The 22,631-nt window shown below is 63.8% G+C and carries 9 protein-coding genes and 6 rRNA genes; 11 read left to right on the top strand and 4 right to left on the bottom strand.

From position 1 onward, the window contains the following. Positions 1 to 65 precede the first annotated feature (65 nt). Positions 66 to 3,302 (bottom strand): response regulator, encoded by a 3,237-nt coding sequence (locus MUB56_RS21705; protein ID WP_244929092.1) that lies wholly within the window; start codon positions 3,300 to 3,302, stop codon positions 66 to 68. 53 nt (positions 3,303 to 3,355) lie between these two features. Beyond that, positions 3,356 to 4,759 (bottom strand): serine/threonine-protein kinase, encoded by a 1,404-nt coding sequence (locus tag MUB56_RS21700; RefSeq protein ID WP_244929091.1) that lies wholly within the window; start codon positions 4,757 to 4,759, stop codon positions 3,356 to 3,358. Between the two features lie 119 nt (positions 4,760 to 4,878). Here MUB56_RS21700 and tyrS point away from each other — a divergent pair, with 119 nt between their 5' ends. The 9 genes from tyrS to MUB56_RS21655 all read left to right on the top strand — a co-directional run bounded on the left by tyrS (position 4,879) and on the right by MUB56_RS21655 (position 20,011). Continuing rightward, on the top strand, positions 4,879 to 6,147 hold the full coding sequence (gene tyrS / locus MUB56_RS21695) for a tyrosine--tRNA ligase (RefSeq protein ID WP_244929090.1): 1,269 nt from the start codon (positions 4,879 to 4,881) through the stop codon (positions 6,145 to 6,147). Beyond that, positions 6,144 to 7,196, top strand: a complete 1,053-nt coding sequence (locus MUB56_RS21690; RefSeq protein WP_244929089.1) for an alpha-hydroxy acid oxidase — start codon at positions 6,144 to 6,146, stop codon at positions 7,194 to 7,196. Before tyrS ends, MUB56_RS21690 begins: the two co-directional genes overlap by 4 nt. Before the next feature lie 633 nt (positions 7,197 to 7,829). After that, positions 7,830 to 9,353 (top strand): 16S ribosomal RNA (locus MUB56_RS21685). A 413-nt stretch (positions 9,354 to 9,766) separates the two neighbouring features. Beyond that, positions 9,767 to 12,886: ribosomal RNA gene (locus MUB56_RS21680) — 23S ribosomal RNA — on the top strand. 142 nt (positions 12,887 to 13,028) lie between these two features. Then, positions 13,029 to 13,145, top strand: a 5S ribosomal RNA gene (gene rrf / locus MUB56_RS21675). A 421-nt stretch (positions 13,146 to 13,566) separates the two neighbouring features. After that, a 16S ribosomal RNA gene (locus MUB56_RS21670) occupies positions 13,567 to 15,090 on the top strand. 414 nt (positions 15,091 to 15,504) lie between these two features. Beyond that, positions 15,505 to 18,624, top strand: a 23S ribosomal RNA gene (locus MUB56_RS21665). Positions 18,625 to 18,766: 142 nt separating this feature from the next. Further along, positions 18,767 to 18,883, top strand: a 5S ribosomal RNA gene (gene rrf / locus MUB56_RS21660). Together the 16S, 23S and 5S rRNA genes form the textbook arrangement of a ribosomal RNA operon. Positions 18,884 to 18,922: 39 nt before the next feature. Continuing rightward, positions 18,923 to 20,011, top strand: coding sequence for a tetratricopeptide repeat protein (locus MUB56_RS21655; protein ID WP_244929088.1), 1,089 nt, complete (start codon positions 18,923 to 18,925; stop codon positions 20,009 to 20,011). Between the two features lie 2 nt (positions 20,012 to 20,013). Here MUB56_RS21655 and MUB56_RS21650 read toward each other — a convergent pair whose 3' ends face one another. Then, on the bottom strand, positions 20,014 to 20,520 hold the full coding sequence (locus tag MUB56_RS21650) for a hypothetical protein (protein WP_244929087.1): 507 nt from the start codon (positions 20,518 to 20,520) through the stop codon (positions 20,014 to 20,016). An 82-nt stretch (positions 20,521 to 20,602) separates the two neighbouring features. Here MUB56_RS21650 and MUB56_RS21645 point away from each other — a divergent pair, with 82 nt between their 5' ends. Both MUB56_RS21645 and MUB56_RS21640 read left to right on the top strand, forming a co-directional pair. Then, positions 20,603 to 21,463: a protein phosphatase 2C domain-containing protein gene (locus MUB56_RS21645; RefSeq protein WP_244929086.1), complete on the top strand. Its 861-nt coding sequence runs from the start codon at positions 20,603 to 20,605 to the stop codon at positions 21,461 to 21,463. A 95-nt stretch (positions 21,464 to 21,558) separates the two neighbouring features. Continuing rightward, complete coding sequence (locus MUB56_RS21640; RefSeq protein ID WP_244929085.1) at positions 21,559 to 22,077, top strand: DUF3145 domain-containing protein; 519 nt, start codon at positions 21,559 to 21,561, stop codon at positions 22,075 to 22,077. Between the two features lie 13 nt (positions 22,078 to 22,090). Here MUB56_RS21640 and MUB56_RS21635 read toward each other — a convergent pair whose 3' ends face one another. Beyond that, on the bottom strand, positions 22,091 to 22,516 hold the full coding sequence (locus tag MUB56_RS21635; RefSeq protein ID WP_244929084.1) for a hypothetical protein: 426 nt from the start codon (positions 22,514 to 22,516) through the stop codon (positions 22,091 to 22,093). Positions 22,517 to 22,631 lie beyond the last annotated feature (115 nt).

Below are 22,631 nucleotides of genomic sequence, written 5' to 3'. Positions count from 1 at the left end.
CCGTTACCCACTCCGTCGTCGGCGCACCGGTGCCGCAGACGCTGCAGATGTGGGCCCACGACCGGCTACGACGCGCTGCCCCCGCCGTACGACGCCTGGTAGGCCAGCAGCGCCCCGCGAGCGCGCTCGAGACTCTCCTCGAGATCCGGCAGCAGGTCGAGCGCACCCTCGACGGTCTCGGCGTCGCCGATGAACTCCAGCTGCCTGGCGGACTCCCCGGCGAAGGGGGCGCCGAGATTGAGTGCACTCCCCGCGAGCTTGTGCGCGGCCGCGCGCAGCCCGGCGGCGTCGTCGCCGACGATGGCGGCGCGGATCGTGTCGACCGCCGTGTGCGAGTTGGTCATGAAGTTGCCGATGGCGCGGTCCAGGTACGTCGTGTTGCCGGGGTCGAGGTCGCGCAGCATCTCGAGGCGCTCGAGATCGAGGCCGTCGATCGGCGAGGAAGAGGACACGGGGGACTCCGATGATCGTGGGCGGTCAGAGGCTACGGGGGACGTGCTGGGGGACTGCAGGTGGAGCCAGCGGGCCAGCACGTCGCCGAGGGCTGCGGGGTCGACGGGCTTGGTGAGGAAATCATCCATGCCGGCCTCGAGGCAGCGCTCGCGCTCGCCCTCGACGGCGGCCGCGGTCATCGCGATGACCGGCACCCGCGTGCCGTGCTCCACCTCCCGCTCACGCAGAGCGCGGGTCGTGGCGTAGCCGTCCATGCGGGGCATCTGGACGTCCATCAGGATCGCGTCGTACGTCGAGCCGCGGAGGATCTCCAGCGCGGCGATCCCGTCGTCTGCGGTCTGGCCGAGGTAGCCGAGCGACTCCAGCAGGCCCAGCGCGACCATCTGGTTGACCGGGTTGTCCTCGACGACCAGGACGCGTCGCCGCTGCGACCGCTCGCCGGCCACTGCGGTGCTCGTGGTCGGCCGGGCGCCCACGCCGGCGACCTGCTCGAGAAGAGCCTGGCGGAGCACTCCGGCGAGCACCGGCTTGGTCAGGCACGCCGCGATCCCGGCGTCGCGGATGACGGCGGCATCCGCGCTGCCCTGGGAGGAGAGCAGGAGCAGGACGATGTCGGCGAGCCCGGGTACCGCGCGGACGTCGGCGGCGAGCGAGAGCCCGTCGCGCTCCGGCATCGCCAGGTCGAGCAGCACCCCGTCGTACGGGTCACCGGTCTGCAGGCCCTCCCGGAGGGCGGCCAGCGCCTCGGTCGCGGAGGAGACGCTCCGGGGTCGCACCTGCCACCAGCGCAGCTGCTCCTCCAGGACGAGCCGGTTGTGCGGGTTGTCGTCGACCACCAGCACCCGAAGGCCGCTCAGCCAGGTGCGGGCGTACTCGTCCTCGATGTCGGCGAGGGTCCCCGTGGCTGCGTCCAGCAACGCCGTGAAGCTGAAGACGCTGCCACCGTCCGGGTTGGGGGCGTAGGTCAGCTCGCCGCCGAGGGCGTCGACGATCTCGCGGGAGATGGCCAACCCCAGGCCGGTGCCGCCGTACACCCGGGTGGTGGACGCGTCGGCCTGGGTGAAGGGCTCGAACAGCCCGGCGATCTCGGTCTCGCCGATGCCGACGCCGGTGTCGGTGACGTCGACCCGCAGCACCGTGCGGCCCTCGGGGCCGGGCGCGGCGGTCGCTCGCACGAAGACCTCGCCTCGGTCGGTGAACTTCACGGCGTTCGAGACCAGGTTCGTCAGCACCTGCGCGAGCCGGGTGGGGTCGCCGGCGACGACCTCGGGGACGTCGTGGTCGCACGAGCTCGACAGCTCCAGGCCCTTGGACCGGGCGGTCTCCGCGAGCACGCCGATGACCTGGTCCAGGAGCGGGCGCACCTCGAAGTCGAGCACCTCGAGCTCGAGCTTGCCGGCCTCGATCTTCGAGAAGTCCAGGACGTCGTTGATGACGCTGAGCAGGGCGCGGCTGGCGACCTGGACCCCGGAGGCGAGCCGGACCTGCTCGGGAGCGAGGTCGGTGCGCAGGAGCAGGTCGTTCAGGCCGATGACGCCGTTCAGCGGGGTCCGGATCTCGTGGCTCATGGTCGCCAGGAACTCCGACTTCTGGCGCGACGCCTCCATGGCCTGGTCGCGGGCGTCGGCGAGCTCTCGCTGGTTGCGCTCGCGCTCGGCCACGCGACCGAGCTGGACGGCGACCTGCTCGACCATGGACTGGATCATGTCGAAGCGGTAGAGCGGCGGCGCGGAGGTGATCGTGACGACGGCGCAGACGCCGTCGTCGAGGAGCACCGGGACGGCGAGGGTCAGCATCGTCTCCGGATCCCAGACCGAGGCCCGGGAACGGAACGCCTGGTTGGCCAGCACGAGCTCCAGCGCGGACTGCTCCGGCGTCGCGGCGTCCTCGTGGCGCTCATCCTCCGAGAGGGGCAGAGGTACGACGCCCTCGCCGTCCTCCGCGGGGACGAACGCTCGGCCGCGCTCCCAGTCGTCGTGCAGCAGCACCAGGGTGCGGGCGTGCCGGAGCACGTCCCCGAGCGTGGCTGCCTCGTTCGCGGCGCTCGCGACGGCCTGCAGGAGCGTGTTCTGCGCGACCTGGTCCTCGAGGGCGATGGCGGCGAGCCTGACCTCGGTGATGTCCTGGTGGGTGCCCGACAGCCACACCCGACCGTTGGGCTCGCGGTGCACGACCCCGCGGGCCCGGGTCCAGACCCAGTCGCCCTCGTCGCCCCGCACCCGGGCGACGAAGGTGAGCTCCCCGGTGCGGTGGAGCGCCTCGTCGATCGCGTCCTGGACCACCGCCCGGTCGTCCTCGTGGATCGACTCGAAGAGCTTTCGCAGTCCGGCGGGGCCCCCCGACAGAGACACCTGGTAGAGCGAGCTGAGCTCGGCGGACCCGGAGATCTCGTCGCTGGTGATGTCCCACTCCCAGCTGCCGATCCGGGCGATCCGCTGCGCCTCGGACAGCCGGCGCTGGCTCTCCTGCAGCTCGTCCAGGACGGCGCGGCGGGCTCCGTAGTCGATGAACCGGTGCAGGATCGCCACGATCTCGCCGTGCTCGTCGCGCAGCGCGCTCTCGCGGACCAGGGCCCACAGCGTCCGGCTGTCTCGACGGACGAAGCGGACCTCGACCTCGCCCTCGTTGAGGTGTCCGGCCCGCACCTGCATCAGGTGGGCGGCGAACTGCTGTCGTCCCGGCTCGTCGAGGGTGTCGAAGACCGTCAGGTCGGCTGTCTCCTCGGCCGGAACACCGGCCATCTCGGCGATGGCAGCGTTCGCGAAGAGCGTTCGTCCCTCGAGATCGAACACCCAGATACCGTCCGGTGACGTCTCGACGATGTCCCGGTACAGCCCGGCCAGATCCATACATCCCTCCTGGCCCTCACGATAGGGGTCGACAGCGCCCCCGACCGGTGGATTCAGTTGGGCTCTCCGTCGATGAGATAGGTGCCGGTCCGTTCGTCGAAGACGAGCTGGAGGGTCGGGTTGTCCTGGATGGGCGGGCCCTGCGCGAGCTGGTAGCGGTAGCGGTAGGTCACCGTGAGGCTCTCCGGGTCGGCGTCGACGACCTCGATGTCGGTGACGCGCTTCACCCCGCCCCAGAAGTTCTCGTAGCCGGAGAGTCCGCCGCTGGTGTCCTGGAAGGAGCCGGTCAACATCTGGAAACCGGCCTCCGGGTCGGCGGCGGCCGTCTCCAGGTAGCCGGTGATGAACCGGGTCATCGCCTCGGCGCTCGGCTTCTCGGCCTGGGGAGGCGCCGAGGACTCATCGGCTGACGGGGTGGCGGAGGACGAGTCGGGGTCGGGGTCGGGATCGCCGAGACCGAGACCGACGGCGAGGCCGATGACCGTCAGCAGCGCCACGACGGCGACGCCGACGAACACCGCGAGGGCGCCTCGCCGCCGATGCGGTCGGGTGACCTGCACCGGTGCCGGCGTCGGCACGGGTCGGGACAGCACCTGGGTGCCGTGCAGGTCGCGCAGGTCGTGCTCGGCCGTGCCGGTCCGGCGGACGGGTAGCGGGGCGGGCAGCGGACTGCCCGGTCCGCTCTGCAGGAAGTCGCGGACCTGTTCCATCGTCCAGCGCTCGCCGGGATCGCGGGTCATCGTCGCCTCGAGGAGGGGCCCGAGCCAGCCGGGGGCGGGCAGCCGCGGCGGTTCCTCGTGGACGATCCGGTACAGCGCGCCCAGCAGGTTGTCCCCGACCTCGTACGGCGGGCGGCCGGACAGCGCGTGGAAGAGCGTCGCGCCCAGGGACCACACGTCGCTCGCGTCGGTCGCGGTGCGGCCCGAGGCGACCTCGGGAGCGAGGTACGCCGGCGACCCGGTCACCAGGCCGGTCTGCGTCAGCGAGGGGTCGGCCTCGGCACGGGCGATCCCGAAGTCGGAGAGCTTCACCTGGCCGTCGGCGGTGACCAGCATGTTCGACGGCTTCACGTCCCGGTGCACGATGCCCGCCTCGTGTGCCGCGGTCAGCCCGTCGGCCGCCTGGCCGACGATCCGGGAGGCCTGGTCCGGATCGAGCGCCCCGCGGTCACGCACCAGCTCGGCCAGGGTCGAGCCCTCGACGTACTCCATCACCAGCCAGTGGGCCTCTCCCTCCTCGACCAGGTCGAAGACCGCCACGACGTGGGGGTGGCTCAACCGGGCGGCGAGCCGGGCCTCCCGACCCGCACGCTCCAGGTCGGGCGCGGCGGCCCCCGGGGCCAGGCCGATGCGCTTGAGGGCCACCGGACGGCCGAGGACCTCGTCGTGGCCCAGCCACACGGCCCCCATGCCGCCTCGTCCGACCTCGCGGTCGAGCGAGTACCTGCCTGCGATCACGTTCGGTTCCTTCCGTGCCGCCGCCACTCTAGAGCGTGGTCGTGAGCAACCCGGTGGGCACCGGTCAGGACGATGCGGCAGGCTTGGCCCGACGGTACCCACTGCACGGAAGGCGCATCGTGTCCCTCGATCCCACCCTCCTCGACGACCTCGAGTGGCGCGGCCTGATCGCCCACTCGACGGACCTCGACGCGCTGCGCGAGGCCCTCGGCGAGGGCAGCGTCCACTACTACGTGGGGTTCGACCCGACCGCTCCGAGCCTGCACATGGGCAACCTGCTGCAGATCGTGACCGCGATGCGGCTCCAGCGCGCCGGGCACACGCCGTACGTGCTCGTCGGTGGCGCCACGGGCATGATCGGTGACCCGCGCGACTCCGGCGAGCGCACCCTGAACGACGCCGAGACCGTGCGTGACTGGGTCGAGCGGGTCCGCCGCCAGATCGAGCCGTTCCTCTCCTTCGACGGTGCCAACGCAGCGACCATGGTCAACAACCTGGACTGGACGTCGGGGCTGTCGACGATCGACTTCCTCCGCGACATCGGCAAGCACTTCCCGGTCAACCGGATGCTGGCGCGCGACACCGTCAAGCGGCGCCTGGAGTCGGGGATCAGCTACACCGAGTTCAGCTACATCCTGCTGCAGTCGATGGACTACCTGAACCTGTTCCGCGACCACGACGTCCGGCTCCAGTTCGGCGGTTCCGACCAGTGGGGCAACCTGACCGGCGGCGTGGAGCTGATCCGCCGCTCGGAGGGCGAGATCGTGCACGCGTTCGCCACCCCGCTGGTGACCAAGGCCGACGGCACCAAGTACGGCAAGACCGAGGGCGGCGCGCTCTGGCTCGACCCGGAGATGATGTCGCCGTACGCCTTCTTCCAGTTCTGGCTCAACGCCGAGGACGAGAAGGTCGGCGAGCTGCTCCGGATCTTCACCTTCCTCTCGCGCGAGGAGATCGAGGCGCTGGAGGCCGAGCACGCGGAGAAGCCGTTCCTGCGCGCCGGGCAACGGACCCTCGCCCGCGAGGTCACGACGCTGGTGCACGGGGCCGACGAGACCGCGCGGATCGAGGCTGCCTCGGCCGCGCTCTTCGGCGGGGGAGACCTGCGAGCCGCTGGGGCGCGCACGCTCGACGCGGCGCTGTCGACCGCCCGGCCGATGCTGGAGGTCGAGGCCCTCGACGCGAGCATCGTCGACCTGCTGGTCGACGCAGGCCTCGTGAAGACCAGGGGGGAGGCGCGCCGCGCGGTCGCGGAGGGTGGGGCCTACCTCAACAACGAGCGGATCGAGGATCCCGACTACGTCCCCTCGTCCGCCGACCTGATCGAGGAGCGGTTGCTGGTGCTGCGCCGGGGGAAGAAGAGCTTCGCCGGAGTACGCGTCCGATGACCTCTGACGTCCGCTGGCTGGCGGAGCTCGAGGACCGGGCCCGGGCCGTGCTGCCCGCACCGGTGCTCGGGTACGTGCTCCAGGGGGCGGGCGACGGGATCACGGCGTCGGAGGCGACCGAGGCCTGGCGTCGGGTAAGACTCCTGCCGCACGTCATGCGCGACGTCACCGAGCTGGATCTCGGGGTGTCCCTGCTCGGCGAGCGCGTCGACGTCCCGTGGGGGGTGGCGCCCACCACGTGGCAGGGCGCGGTGCACCCCGACGGGGAGCTGGCGATGGCGCGGGCGACCGCGGCCGCCGGCGGCCTGATGGTGGTGTCCAGCAATGCGGGGACGCCCTTCGACCAGCTCGCCGAGACCGGCGTCGACTGGTGGCTGCAGGTCTACCTGCCCGCGGACCGGACGCTGGCCGAGCCGCTGCTGGCCCGCGCGGTGGCCGCGGGAGCACGTGCCGTCGTCCTCACGGTGGACACCCCGGTCGTGCCGGCCCGGCAGCACGACGGCAACGCCGCGTGGGACGGCGCCGACTCCGGCCTGCTCCGGGTCAACTTCGACGACGGGTACGACCACGAGTCCGGCGCTGACAAGGCGACCGACCTCGGTCCCCACGACCTGGACTGGCTGTCCGAGCGCACCGGCCTCCCGGTCGTCGTGAAAGGCGTGCTGCGCCCCGACGATGCCCGGCGGTGTGTGCAGGCGGGAGCCCGCGCGGTGTGGGTGTCGAACCACGGGGGCCGCCAGCTCGACCGGGCCGTCGCCACGGTCGACGCGCTGCCCGCGGTGGTGGCCGAGGTCGGCGGGGCGGCCGAGGTGTACGTCGACGGCGGACTGCGGAGTGGTCTCGACATCGTGACCGCGACCGCCCTCGGCGCTGACGCCGTGTTCCTGGGCCGCTCGCCGCTGCTGGCGCTAGTCGAGGGGGAGCGCGGCGTCGCCCGGCTGCACCGACTGCTGCGCGACCAGGTGACGGAGGCGCTGCGGCTGACCGGCTGCCGGAGTCTCGCCGACACGCGGGGGATCCTGGCGACGGAGCCCCAAAACACCCACTGACCTGCACCAACAGGTATGTGGCCCGAGTCACGGCATCACGATTTGTCTCGGTGGGCACGATCCCCTAATGTTCTCCGAGTCGCCAGGGAGCGGCGGGGAGCAAGGCCGGTCAGGTCGGGCTCCCGGCCCCAGTGTGATCACCCCACCTCCTCAGATTGATCCGGTCGAAGAGCGTGCGCCCCGACAGGGGTCACTCGAAAACCGCGAGAGATCCGTGCGTGGAAAAGGTGAGTGACTGAGATTGACCCGAATTGCTCGGGGAAAACAAAGTCGCTAAAGTAGTGCCAGCCGAAAGGGGCAGCCGAAAGGCCGAACCAGAAGGCGAGCGGATCGAAAAGCCCCGAATTGCTCGGGACCGGAAACGCCGCTAAAGTATGACGAGTCCTGAGGGGCCAGGCCGGAGGCCGAAACCCAGCAGTGTGCGTCTGATTCTTGAGAACTCAACAGTGTGTCATAGTCGACGAATTAGTTTGTTATGCCCCGTCGGCTTCTGATCTGATCTTCCTTTGGGGGGTGATGTGAGGAGTCGATGGTTTCTTTGGTAAGACAATGATTCTGGCAATTATGTCAGTTTCGTCTTGTCAGGCATCTCTTTTCCCATCTCATGCGGCAACGTGTAGGTGGGTGTTGTTTTCAACGGAGAGTTTGATCCTGGCTCAGGACGAACGCTGGCGGCGTGCTTAACACATGCAAGTCGAGCGGTAAGGCCCCTTCGGGGGTACACGAGCGGCGAACGGGTGAGTAACACGTGAGTAATCTGCCCCTCACTTTGGGATAAGCCTCGGAAACGGGGTCTAATACCGAATACGACCACTTCGGGCATCCGATGGTGGTGGAAAGTTTTTCGGTGGGGGATGTGCTCGCGGCCTATCAGCTTGTTGGTGGGGTAATGGCCTACCAAGGCTTCGACGGGTAGCCGGCCTGAGAGGGTGACCGGCCACACTGGGACTGAGACACGGCCCAGACTCCTACGGGAGGCAGCAGTGGGGAATATTGGACAATGGGCGGAAGCCTGATCCAGCAACGCCGCGTGAGGGATGACGGCCTTCGGGTTGTAAACCTCTTTCAGCGGGGACGAAGCGAAAGTGACGGTACCCGCAGAAGAAGCACCGGCCAACTACGTGCCAGCAGCCGCGGTAATACGTAGGGTGCGAGCGTTGTCCGGAATTATTGGGCGTAAAGGGCTCGTAGGCGGTTTGTCACGTCGGGAGTGAAAACACCGGGCTTAACTCGGTGCTTGCTTTCGATACGGGCAGACTAGAGGTATTCAGGGGAGAACGGAATTCCTGGTGTAGCGGTGAAATGCGCAGATATCAGGAGGAACACCGGTGGCGAAGGCGGTTCTCTGGGAATATCCTGACGCTGAGGAGCGAAAGTGTGGGGAGCGAACAGGATTAGATACCCTGGTAGTCCACACCGTAAACGTTGGGCGCTAGGTGTGGGGTCCATTCCACGGATTCCGTGCCGCAGCTAACGCATTAAGCGCCCCGCCTGGGGAGTACGGCCGCAAGGCTAAAACTCAAAGGAATTGACGGGGGCCCGCACAAGCGGCGGAGCATGCGGATTAATTCGATGCAACGCGAAGAACCTTACCTGGGTTTGACATACACCGGAAAGCGCTAGAGATAGTGCCCCTTTTAGTCGGTGTACAGGTGGTGCATGGCTGTCGTCAGCTCGTGTCGTGAGATGTTGGGTTAAGTCCCGCAACGAGCGCAACCCTCGTCCTATGTTGCCAGCAAGCCTTCGGGTGTTGGGGACTCATAGGAGACTGCCGGGGTCAACTCGGAGGAAGGTGGGGATGACGTCAAGTCATCATGCCCCTTATGTCCAGGGCTTCACGCATGCTACAATGGCCGGTACAAAGGGCTGCGATCCCGTGAGGGGGAGCGAATCCCAAAAAGCCGGTCTCAGTTCGGATTGGGGTCTGCAACTCGACCCCATGAAGTCGGAGTCGCTAGTAATCGCAGATCAGCAACGCTGCGGTGAATACGTTCCCGGGCCTTGTACACACCGCCCGTCACGTCACGAAAGTCGGCAACACCCGAAGCCGGTGGCCTAACCCCTTGTGGGAGGGAGCCGTCGAAGGTGGGGCTGGCGATTGGGACGAAGTCGTAACAAGGTAGCCGTACCGGAAGGTGCGGCTGGATCACCTCCTTTCTAAGGAGTCAGTGGCCATGAGTCTGTCCCCAATCACGGGTACAGCGATGGTGCTACTCACTAGTGGAATCGTCGATGAAAGACCGTGCCGGTAGCTTCGGTGCTCCTCAGTACAACCCCCTTTACGAGTGATCGTGGGGGGGGTGTGGAACCTGGAGTCCGAGACACCAGCACGGCCCTGACACACTGTTGAGCTTTGAGGAATCAGGCAACTGAACCTCTTGGCTTCCTTTCTCTGGTCACGCCCGGTTGGGTGTGGGTGGGGGTTGGTGAGCGTGTGTGTTTGTTAATTGGATAGTGGACGCGAGCATCTTGCGGCGGTGTTGATTGCATCGTCGCAGATATGACGACTCTGCCTTGTGTGTTGAGGTGGGGTTGTTTCTGATCTTTGTAGTTCTTGTTGAGTGTTTGTGAGACAAGCTATGAAGGGCACATGGTGGATGCCTTGGCATCAAGAGCCGATGAAGGACGTAGGAGCCTGCGATAAGCCCTGGGGAGTTGGCAACCGAGCTGTGATCCGGGGGTGTCCGAATGGGGGAACCCAGCTGGAGTCATGTCCAGTTACCCGCGCCTGAATATATAGGGTGTGTGGAGGGAACGTGGGGAAGTGAAACATCTCAGTACCCACAGGAAGAGAAAACAAAAGTGATTCCGAGAGTAGTGGCGAGCGAAATCGGATGAGGCTAAACCATGCACGTGTGATACCCGGCAGGGGTTGCGTGTGTGGGGTTGTGGGACCGCTCTGATTCGTCTGCCGACGTTTCGGACAGTAAGAAAACTATCGTGAAGTGGAAGTCGGTTGGAAAGCCGCGCCGTAGAGGGTGATAGCCCCGTATGTGTAAGCGATGGTCTGTCGAGCGGGATCCCAAGTAACACGGAACTCCTGAAATTCCGTGTGAATCTGGCAGGACCACCTGTTAAGCCTAAATACTCCTTGATGACCGATAGCGGACAAGTACCGTGAGGGAAAGGTGAAAAGTACCCCTGGCGGGGAGTGAAATAGTACCTGAAACCATGTGCCTACAATCCGTCGGAGCGATCCCTTGTGGGTTGTGACGGCGTGCCTTTTGAAGAATGAGCCTGCGAGTTAGCGTTGTGTTGCGAGGTTAACCCGTGTGGGGTAGCCGTAGCGAAAGCGAGTCTGAATAGGGCGACGCAGTAGCACGATCTAGACCCGAAGCGAAGTGATCTATCCATGGGCAGGTTGAAGCGCGGGTAAGACCGCGTGGAGGACCGAACCCACTTAGGTTGAAAACTGAGGGGATGACCTGTGGATAGGGGTGAAAGGCCAATCAAACTTCGTGATAGCTGGTTCTCCCCGAAATGCATTTAGGTGCAGCGTCGCGTGTTTCTTGCCGGAGGTAGAGCACTGGATAGCTAATGGGCCCTACAAGGTTACTGACGTTAGCCAAACTCCGAATGCCGGTAAGTGAGAGCGCGGCAGTGAGACTGCGGGGGATAAGCTCCGTAGTCGAGAGGGAAACAGCCCAGACCATCAGCTAAGGCCCCTAAGCGGTGACTAAGTGGAAAAGGATGTGGAGTCGCAGTGACAACCAGGAGGTTGGCTTGGAAGCAGCCACCCTTGAAAGAGTGCGTAATAGCTCACTGGTCAAGTGATTCCGCGCCGACAATGTAGCGGGGCTCAAGTCATCCGCCGAAGCTATGGCATTCACATATTAACTCTAGCCTTCGTGGTTCAGGGGTGTGGATGGGTAGGGGAGCGTCGTGTCGCGAGTGAAGCTGCGGAGTGATCCAGTGGTGGACGCGACACGAGTGAGAATGCAGGCATGAGTAGCGAATCAAGTGTGAGAAACACTTGCGCCGAATGATCAAGGGTTCCAGGGTCAAGCTAATCTGCCCTGGGTAAGTCGGGACCTAAGGCGAGGCCGACAGGCGTAGTCGATGGACAACGGGTTGATATTCCCGTACCGGCAAAGTAGCGCCCATGACGAACCTGGTGATGCTAACCGCCCGAAGCCATGAGTATCGATCCCTTCGGGGTGAGAGCTTGTGGGGGAGCGCGGGACCCGAGCTGGTAGTAGTCAAGCGATGGGGTGACGCAGGAAGGTAGCCCAGCCACAGCGATGGTTGTCTGTGGGTAAGTGCGTAGGGTGTCATCTAGGTAAATCCGGATGGCTGACTTTGATGTCGTACCTGAGACACGATACGGAGCCGTTTGGCGAAGTGGGTGATCCTATGCTGTCGAGAAAAACCTCTAGCGAGCTATGCGCCGCCCGTACCCCAAACCGACTCAGGTGATCAGGTAGAGAATACTAAGGCGATCGAGCGAACCATGGTTAAGGAACTCGGCAAAATGCCCCCGTAACTTCGGGAGAAGGGGGGCCGGATCCGTGAACCGCCTTGCGCGGGGACGCGGTGATGGCCGCAGAGACCAGGCCCAAGCGACTGTTTACTAAAAACACAGGTCCGTGCGAAGTTGTAAGACGATGTATACGGACTGACTCCTGCCCGGTGCTGGAAGGTTAAGAGGACCTGTTAGGTAGCAATACCGAAGCGGAGAATTTAAGCCCCAGTAAACGGCGGTGGTAACTATAACCATCCTAAGGTAGCGAAATTCCTTGTCGGGTAAGTTCCGACCTGCACGAATGGAGTAACGACTTGGGCGCTGTCTCAACCATGGACTCGGCGAAATTGCACTACGAGTAAAGATGCTCGTTACGCGCGGCAGGACGGAAAGACCCCGGGACCTTTACTATAGTTTGGTATTGGTGTTTGGTTCGGCTTGTGTAGGATAGGTGGGAGACTTTGAAGCATCGACGCCAGTTGGTGTGGAGTCAACGTTGAAATACCACTCTGGTCGTACTAGATGTCTAACCTAGGTCCGTAATCCGGATCAGGGACAGTGCCTGATGGGTAGTTTAACTGGGGCGGTTGCCTCCTAAAATGTAACGGAGGCGCTCAAAGGTTCCCTCAGCCTGGTTGGCAATCAGGTGTTGAGTGTAAGTGCACAAGGGAGCTTGACTGTGAGACAGACATGTCGAGCAGGGACGAAAGTCGGAACTAGTGATCCGGCGTCGGCATGTGGAAGCGACGTCGCTCAACGGATAAAAGGTACCCCGGGGATAACAGGCTGATCTTCCCCAAGAGTCCATATCGACGGGATGGTTTGGCACCTCGATGTCGGCTCGTCGCATCCTGGGGCTGGAGTAGGTCCCAAGGGTTGGGCTGTTCGCCCATTAAAGCGGCACGCGAGCTGGGTTTAGAACGTCGTGAGACAGTTCGGTCCCTATCCGCCGCGCGCGCAGGAAACTTGAGAAAGGCTGTCCCTAGTACGAGAGGACCGGGATGGACGAACCTCTGGTGTGCCAGTTGTCCCGCCAGGGGCACGGCTGGTTAGCTACGTTCGGAAGTGATAACCGCTGAATGCATCTAAGCGGGAAGCATGTTTCAAGATGAGGTTTCCCACCCGCTAGACGGGGTAAGGCCCCCAGCAGAACACTGGGTTGATAGGCCGGAGGTGTACAGCAGTAATGCCTAGCCGACCGGTACTAATAGGCCGAGGGCTTGTCTTACAATCACTTTGCTAGACCTACAACGATCCGCGCATGTTCGCGTCCACGAATCCAGTTACCACCAACACCCGTGTTGGTGGACGACTACAACAAGCTTGGCTCCATCTCCCACCACGTGTGGTCGAGATGGTGTCGCTAGAGTTACGGCGGCCATAGCGAGAGGGAAACACCCGGTCCCATCCCGAACCCGGAAGTTAAGCCTTTCAGCGCCGATGGTACTGCAACCGAGAGGCTGTGGGAGAGTAGGACGCCGCCGGACAACCTTTAACAACCAGGGCCGCCCCTTCGGGGGCGCCCTGGTTGTTTCTCCAACGCCCCGCTACGACCGTGAGGTCGAGAGCGGCGGGGTGTGGCACGTCCAAAGTCGGGAACTTCATGTCGAGTCAGCGCCAAGTTGACGAGGCCGGCGCTAGCCGGTAAGTTTCTGCAGGTTGCCCCGGGGCGGCTCGAAAGAGCGAATCCCGGGTGCGTCTGATTCTTGAGAACTCAACAGTGTGTCATAGTCGACGAATTAGTTTGTTATGCCCCGTCGGCTTCTGATCTGATCTTCCTTTGGGGGGTGATGTGAGGAGTCGATGGTTTCTTTGGTAAGACAATGATTCTGGCAATTATGTCAGTTTCGTCTTGTCAGGCATCTCTTTTTCCCATCTCATGCGGCAACGTGTAGGTGGGTGTTGTTTTCAACGGAGAGTTTGATCCTGGCTCAGGACGAACGCTGGCGGCGTGCTTAACACATGCAAGTCGAGCGGTAAGGCCCCTTCGGGGGTACACGAGCGGCGAACGGGTGAGTAACACGTGAGTAATCTGCCCCTCACTTTGGGATAAGCCTCGGAAACGGGGTCTAATACCGAATACGACCACTTCGGGCATCCGATGGTGGTGGAAAGTTTTTCGGTGGGGGATGTGCTCGCGGCCTATCAGCTTGTTGGTGGGGTAATGGCCTACCAAGGCTTCGACGGGTAGCCGGCCTGAGAGGGTGACCGGCCACACTGGGACTGAGACACGGCCCAGACTCCTACGGGAGGCAGCAGTGGGGAATATTGGACAATGGGCGGAAGCCTGATCCAGCAACGCCGCGTGAGGGATGACGGCCTTCGGGTTGTAAACCTCTTTCAGCGGGGACGAAGCGAAAGTGACGGTACCCGCAGAAGAAGCACCGGCCAACTACGTGCCAGCAGCCGCGGTAATACGTAGGGTGCGAGCGTTGTCCGGAATTATTGGGCGTAAAGGGCTCGTAGGCGGTTTGTCACGTCGGGAGTGAAAACACCGGGCTTAACTCGGTGCTTGCTTTCGATACGGGCAGACTAGAGGTATTCAGGGGAGAACGGAATTCCTGGTGTAGCGGTGAAATGCGCAGATATCAGGAGGAACACCGGTGGCGAAGGCGGTTCTCTGGGAATATCCTGACGCTGAGGAGCGAAAGTGTGGGGAGCGAACAGGATTAGATACCCTGGTAGTCCACACCGTAAACGTTGGGCGCTAGGTGTGGGGTCCATTCCACGGATTCCGTGCCGCAGCTAACGCATTAAGCGCCCCGCCTGGGGAGTACGGCCGCAAGGCTAAAACTCAAAGGAATTGACGGGGGCCCGCACAAGCGGCGGAGCATGCGGATTAATTCGATGCAACGCGAAGAACCTTACCTGGGTTTGACATACACCGGAAAGCGCTAGAGATAGTGCCCCTTTTAGTCGGTGTACAGGTGGTGCATGGCTGTCGTCAGCTCGTGTCGTGAGATGTTGGGTTAAGTCCCGCAACGAGCGCAACCCTCGTCCTATGTTGCCAGCAAGCCTTCGGGTGTTGGGGACTCATAGGAGACTGCCGGGGTCAACTCGGAGGAAGGTGGGGATGACGTCAAGTCATCATGCCCCTTATGTCCAGGGCTTCACGCATGCTACAATGGCCGGTACAAAGGGCTGCGATCCCGTGAGGGGGAGCGAATCCCAAAAAGCCGGTCTCAGTTCGGATTGGGGTCTGCAACTCGACCCCATGAAGTCGGAGTCGCTAGTAATCGCAGATCAGCAACGCTGCGGTGAATACGTTCCCGGGCCTTGTACACACCGCCCGTCACGTCACGAAAGTCGGCAACACCCGAAGCCGGTGGCCTAACCCCTTGTGGGAGGGAGCCGTCGAAGGTGGGGCTGGCGATTGGGACGAAGTCGTAACAAGGTAGCCGTACCGGAAGGTGCGGCTGGATCACCTCCTTTCTAAGGAGTCAGTGGCCATGAGTCTGTCCCCAATCACGGGTACAGCGATGGTGCTACTCACTAGTGGAATCGTCGATGAAAGACCGTGCCGGTAGCTTCGGTGCTCCTCAGTACAACCCCCTTTACGAGTGATCGTGGGGGGGTGTGGAACCTGGAGTCCGAGACACCAGCACGGCCCTGACACACTGTTGAGCTTTGAGGAATCAGGCAACTGAACCTCTCTGATCCCCTTCGAGGCAGCGGCCTGGCCGCTCTTTCGTTGGTGGACGCGATCTTTGTGAACTGGATAGTGGACGCGAGCATCTCGCCGCGAATGACACGGGCCTTCGGGTCCGGTTACTTTCGCGGCGTTTTAAGGCTCTCAGTTTCTGAGAGCCGGTCTTTGTAGTTTGTAGTCTTCGCTGAGTGTTTGTGAGACAAGCTATGAAGGGCACATGGTGGATGCCTTGGCATCAAGAGCCGATGAAGGACGTAGGAGCCTGCGATAAGCCCTGGGGAGTTGGCAACCGAGCTGTGATCCGGGGGTGTCCGAATGGGGGAACCCAGCTGGAGTCATGTCCAGTTACCCGCGCCTGAATATATAGGGTGTGTGGAGGGAACGTGGGGAAGTGAAACATCTCAGTACCCACAGGAAGAGAAAACAAAAGTGATTCCGAGAGTAGTGGCGAGCGAAATCGGATGAGGCTAAACCATGCACGTGTGATACCCGGCAGGGGTTGCGTGTGTGGGGTTGTGGGACCGCTCTGATTCGTCTGCCGACGTTTCGGACAGTAAGAAAACTATCGTGAAGTGGAAGTCGGTTGGAAAGCCGCGCCGTAGAGGGTGATAGCCCCGTATGTGTAAGCGATGGTCTGTCGAGCGGGATCCCAAGTAACACGGAACTCCTGAAATTCCGTGTGAATCTGGCAGGACCACCTGTTAAGCCTAAATACTCCTTGATGACCGATAGCGGACAAGTACCGTGAGGGAAAGGTGAAAAGTACCCCTGGCGGGGAGTGAAATAGTACCTGAAACCATGTGCCTACAATCCGTCGGAGCGATCCCTTGTGGGTTGTGACGGCGTGCCTTTTGAAGAATGAGCCTGCGAGTTAGCGTTGTGTTGCGAGGTTAACCCGTGTGGGGTAGCCGTAGCGAAAGCGAGTCTGAATAGGGCGACGCAGTAGCACGATCTAGACCCGAAGCGAAGTGATCTATCCATGGGCAGGTTGAAGCGCGGGTAAGACCGCGTGGAGGACCGAACCCACTTAGGTTGAAAACTGAGGGGATGACCTGTGGATAGGGGTGAAAGGCCAATCAAACTTCGTGATAGCTGGTTCTCCCCGAAATGCATTTAGGTGCAGCGTCGCGTGTTTCTTGCCGGAGGTAGAGCACTGGATAGCTAATGGGCCCTACAAGGTTACTGACGTTAGCCAAACTCCGAATGCCGGTAAGTGAGAGCGCGGCAGTGAGACTGCGGGGGATAAGCTCCGTAGTCGAGAGGGAAACAGCCCAGACCATCAGCTAAGGCCCCTAAGCGGTGACTAAGTGGAAAAGGATGTGGAGTCGCAGTGACAACCAGGAGGTTGGCTTGGAAGCAGCCACCCTTGAAAGAGTGCGTAATAGCTCACTGGTCAAGTGATTCCGCGCCGACAATGTAGCGGGGCTCAAGTCATCCGCCGAAGCTATGGCATTCACATATTAACTCTAGCCTTCGTGGTTCAGGGGTGTGGATGGGTAGGGGAGCGTCGTGTCGCGAGTGAAGCTGCGGAGTGATCCAGTGGTGGACGCGACACGAGTGAGAATGCAGGCATGAGTAGCGAATCAAGTGTGAGAAACACTTGCGCCGAATGATCAAGGGTTCCAGGGTCAAGCTAATCTGCCCTGGGTAAGTCGGGACCTAAGGCGAGGCCGACAGGCGTAGTCGATGGACAACGGGTTGATATTCCCGTACCGGCAAAGTAGCGCCCATGACGAACCTGGTGATGCTAACCGCCCGAAGCCATGAGTATCGATCCCTTCGGGGTGAGAGCTTGTGGGGGAGCGCGGGACCCGAGCTGGTAGTAGTCAAGCGATGGGGTGACGCAGGAAGGTAGCCCAGCCACAGCGATGGTTGTCTGTGGGTAAGTGCGTAGGGTGTCATCTAGGTAAATCCGGATGGCTGACTTTGATGTCGTACCTGAGACACGATACGGAGCCGTTTGGCGAAGTGGGTGATCCTATGCTGTCGAGAAAAACCTCTAGCGAGCTATGCGCCGCCCGTACCCCAAACCGACTCAGGTGATCAGGTAGAGAATACTAAGGCGATCGAGCGAACCATGGTTAAGGAACTCGGCAAAATGCCCCCGTAACTTCGGGAGAAGGGGGGCCGGATCCGTGAACCGCCTTGCGCGGGGACGCGGTGATGGCCGCAGAGACCAGGCCCAAGCGACTGTTTACTAAAAACACAGGTCCGTGCGAAGTTGTAAGACGATGTATACGGACTGACTCCTGCCCGGTGCTGGAAGGTTAAGAGGACCTGTTAGGTAGCAATACCGAAGCGGAGAATTTAAGCCCCAGTAAACGGCGGTGGTAACTATAACCATCCTAAGGTAGCGAAATTCCTTGTCGGGTAAGTTCCGACCTGCACGAATGGAGTAACGACTTGGGCGCTGTCTCAACCATGGACTCGGCGAAATTGCACTACGAGTAAAGATGCTCGTTACGCGCGGCAGGACGGAAAGACCCCGGGACCTTTACTATAGTTTGGTATTGGTGTTTGGTTCGGCTTGTGTAGGATAGGTGGGAGACTTTGAAGCATCGACGCCAGTTGGTGTGGAGTCAACGTTGAAATACCACTCTGGTCGTACTAGATGTCTAACCTAGGTCCGTAATCCGGATCAGGGACAGTGCCTGATGGGTAGTTTAACTGGGGCGGTTGCCTCCTAAAATGTAACGGAGGCGCTCAAAGGTTCCCTCAGCCTGGTTGGCAATCAGGTGTTGAGTGTAAGTGCACAAGGGAGCTTGACTGTGAGACAGACATGTCGAGCAGGGACGAAAGTCGGAACTAGTGATCCGGCGTCGGCATGTGGAAGCGACGTCGCTCAACGGATAAAAGGTACCCCGGGGATAACAGGCTGATCTTCCCCAAGAGTCCATATCGACGGGATGGTTTGGCACCTCGATGTCGGCTCGTCGCATCCTGGGGCTGGAGTAGGTCCCAAGGGTTGGGCTGTTCGCCCATTAAAGCGGCACGCGAGCTGGGTTTAGAACGTCGTGAGACAGTTCGGTCCCTATCCGCCGCGCGCGCAGGAAACTTGAGAAAGGCTGTCCCTAGTACGAGAGGACCGGGATGGACGAACCTCTGGTGTGCCAGTTGTCCCGCCAGGGGCACGGCTGGTTAGCTACGTTCGGAAGTGATAACCGCTGAATGCATCTAAGCGGGAAGCATGTTTCAAGATGAGGTTTCCCACCCGCTAGACGGGGTAAGGCCCCCAGCAGAACACTGGGTTGATAGGCCGGAGGTGTACAGCAGTAATGCCTAGCCGACCGGTACTAATAGGCCGAGGGCTTGTCTTACAATCACTCAGCCAAGACGACAAACTCCCAAGACCGCACGCGTCCACGAATCCAGTTCACATATCGTGAGCACACACAACACATGAATAGTGGCTTGGACAGGATTCCGTGATCATTCCCGGGATTGCTGATCCGCTAGAGTTACGGCGGCCATAGCGAAAGGGAAACACCCGGTCCCATCCCGAACCCGGAAGTTAAGCCTTTCAGCGCCGATGGTACTGCAACCGAGAGGCTGTGGGAGAGTAGGACGCCGCCGGACATACACTCCGTAGGGGCCACCGTCACCGGTGGCCCCTACGTGCATTTCCTCATCATCAGCGACCGCCCGAACGGGCAGGACCAGGAGCAGGACGCCGTGGCCGAGCAGCGCCGCAACCAGCGACCTTCAGGAGACGCGAGCCGCGCGGGAGGCCGGCCGAGCGGCAGCAAGCCCGCCTCGGCCGGTGGCGGCAAGGGTGCCGGAGGCAAGAGCTCCGGAGGGAAGCCACCCGCACGTGGCGCCGGCCAGGGCCGCGCGTCCGAGCGTTCTTCCGAGCGCTCCCAGAAGTGGAGCCCCGAGGGCGAGCGCGGCGCCCGCGGTGACAAGAGTCCCGCTCGCGCCGGCGACAGCCGTCCGGCCCGCGGTGGCGGCGATCGCCCGGGCCGCAAGAGCGACTGGAAGCGCCCGGCGGACAAGCAGGCCGACCGCTCTGAGGAGCAGGCGAAGTACGACGGCCCCGAGCTGCCCGCCGAGATCACCGGACAGGAGCTCGACCGGTCGATCACCTCGCAGTTCAAGGGTCTGCCGGAGAAGCTGGCACTGCGCGTGGCGCGCCATCTCGCGGCGGCCGGCGCCCTGATCGACGTGGATCCGGAGACGGCGTACCAGCACACGCTCGCGGCTCGCGCCCGTGCGCCGAGGCTCGCGGTCGTGCGTGAGGCGGTCGGCGAGACGGCCTACGCCGCCGGCCGCTACGCCGAGGCGCTCGCGGAGCTCCGCGCGGCGAAGCGGATGAACGGCTCGCCGGCGTACCTGCCGATCATGGCCGACTGCCACCGTGCGCTCGGCAACCCCGACCAGGCGCTGAAGCTCGCGAAGAGCCCGTCGGTGCCGAACTTCGAGCCCGAGGCCAAGGCGGAGATGACCATCGTCGAGGCCGGCGCTCGCCGAGACATGGGCCAGTTCGACGCCGCGCTGCGGACCCTCGAGCTCGCGCCCCTGCAGTCCAAGTCCCGGGCGTCCTGGGTCGTGCGGCTGCGCTACGCCTACGCCGACACTCTGGAGGCGGCCGGCCGGGAGACCGACGCTCTCGCGTGGTTCCACCGGACCTACTCGATCGACAGCGACCAGCTGACCGACGCTGCCGAGCGGGCCGAGGCCCTGGAGAAGCGCCAGCCTAAGGAGTGAGCTCAGCGGCCGAGGACGGCGATCGTCGCGGGTGCGCCCGCAGCGCGGTCGCCCCACCGGAGGCCCTCCCGGAAGCCGAGGCGGACCCGGTCGACGGTGACGGTGCCGGCGTACTCACCCCGGACTCGCAGCACGACGGTGTCGTCACCGCCCAACGCGTGGCCGTCCGGCTTGACCAGCTCGTCGCAGAACGCGCGCGGGTCCGAGGTGACGCGAGGGGCACCGCCCAGGCACAGCAGCGGCTCCACCTCCACGGGAGCGTCGGCGGTGACGTGCACGCGGACACCGGAGAGCTCCAGGGTGCGGTCGGGTTCCCCGGACGCCACCGCGAGGTAGATGTCCTGGCCCGCCGGGGCCGAGGTCACGACCGGCTCGTCGCTGGTCGCGAGAGCCGGGGGATTGGTCACGAACCAGAAGACCAGTCCGACGACGAGGGCCACGACGACGGTCCAGGCGGCCAGCGTGGTGCGCGGCCTGCGTCGTACCTCGAGGGTGGGTCCCACAGTCATGTCGTGAGAGTAGCCACTCCGCGAGCTCCTTGACCCCGTGCAGGCGGCGCGGTCTACTGCCGGAAGTCCTGAGGAGGTCTCGATGCTGCGGTTCTCCGGCGCCGGAGTGAGCGACGTGGGACGGGTGCGCCCGCACAACGAGGACGCGGGCTTCGTCGGGCCGTACGTCGCGCTGGTCGCCGACTGCGTCGGCGGTGCGGCTGCCGGAGAGGTGGCCTCCGCGACGGCGGCGTACGCCGTCTCTGCGACGGCGATGAGCCGGTTCCTCGACCCGCCGGAGCTGGTCCTCACCGATGCCGCTGAGGCGGCGCGGGCGGCCGTGCGGCTCGGCGTGCAGTGCGACCTCGACCGACTCGGCATGGCCACGACCCTCACGGTGCTCATCTGCGACGGGAGCCGAGTGGTCCTCGGCCACGTCGGTGACAGCCGGGCCTACCGCTGCCGGGACGGGCAGCTGGAGCAGCTGACGACCGACCACACGTACGTGCAGCACCTGGTGGACGCTGGTCAGCTCTCGCCCGCGGCCGCCAGACGCCATCCGTGGCGCAACGTGGTGCTGCGCTCCGTGGACGGCGACCCGGAGGGGCCGGGGCTCGACCTGACGCCGGTGCCGACCCGGGTGGGGGACCGGCTGCTCCTGTGCAGCGACGGACTCACCGACCTGGTCGACGACGACCGCATCGCCGAGGTGCTGCGGCTCGCCGACCCGCTCTCCGCGGCCGTGCTCACCCAGTCGGCACTCGTCGCAGGCGGGAAGGACAACATCACCTGTGTCGTGCTCGATGTCGTCGCCGGTCCGCTGGTGGTGGGCGATGGGCAGCTGCTGGGATCGCTACGCGACGTGGAGAACATCGTCGACGTCGGATCGGTCCGGCAGCAACGACCGAGCTGGACCGACACCCGCGGGTCTGCTGGTGCTCAGGGGCCCCATAGGTCACAATAGCTGCACAACCACACATGGGTCACAGAACTGACTTCGCTCCAAGACGAGACCGCTGGGGAAGGCGTAGCTCGCGCCGGAGATTGAAGGAGGTCACGGTGACCGCACGTACTGCCACCCGTACCGCGACGAGGGGCGTTTTTTACGTCCACTCGGCGCCGTCCGCGCTGTGCCCGCACATCGAGTGGGCCGTCGGTGGTGTCCTCGGCGTGCCCGTGAGCCTGGACTGGACGCCGCAGCCGGCCCAGTCGGGCAGCCACCGGGCCGAGCTCTCGTGGTCCGCGGCCCCCGGGTCGGCGGCCGCCATCGCCTCGGCGCTGCGTGGCTGGAACCAGCTGCGCTTCGAGGTCACCGAGGAGCCGACGTCGGCGACCGAGGGGGCGCGCTACTCCTTCACCCCCGAGCTCGGGGTCTTCCACGCCGTCACCGGGCTGCACGGCGACATCATGATCCCCGAGGACCGGCTCAAGGCTGCCGTCGTCAAGGCCGCGCTGGGCGACACCACGCTGCTGGTCGAGATCGACAAGCTCCTGGGCAAGCCGTGGGACGACGAGCTGGAGACCTTCCGGCACGCCGGCGAGGGTGCCCCGGTGCGCTGGCTGCACCAGGTCGTCTGAGGACGCCGACGCCCTACCGGCGCCGGAGCTTGAAGACGACCGGCCTGATCCAGCCCTCGGCGTACTCGTCGGGGCCGTTCTGCACGCTTAGCTTGCCGCGGATCACGAAGCGCCCCGGCTTGGTGGTCGCACGGCAGATGGTGAACGTCGCCTGACCGCGCGTGGGGTTCAGGCCGCTGAGGAACACCCCCGACCCGAGCTTCCTGCCCCGGCGGTCCACGAGGAAGGTCTCGAGGCTCCAGTCGCCCCCGGGCGGCTGCACGGCGTAGCGGTAGACGTAGCTGGGGCAGCCCTTGCGAAGCACGCCGTCGCGGGCGCCGAGTCGACCCCACTCGTGATGGTCGTCGGTCGCCGAGGCGGCGACGGTGGAGCCGGTCACCAGGCCGGCAGGGGCCAGCAGCACCGCGGCGATCGATCCGAGCATCGTCTGGCGAAGCATCGTCGTCCTTGTCGGTGGGATGTGACGGGCGTCATTCCCAACGTAACAAGGATGCCGGGGGTTATGCCGCTCCGCTCCCCGGCGACCGAGCGGTCACCGAGGAGCGGAGCGAGGG

It is taken from the genome of Nocardioides sp. W7, assembly GCF_022919075.1.
Taxonomy (GTDB): domain Bacteria; phylum Actinomycetota; class Actinomycetes; order Propionibacteriales; family Nocardioidaceae; genus Nocardioides.
Note: the sequence above shows the minus strand (reverse complement) of the source record. Positions and strands in the feature narration are given on the sequence as shown.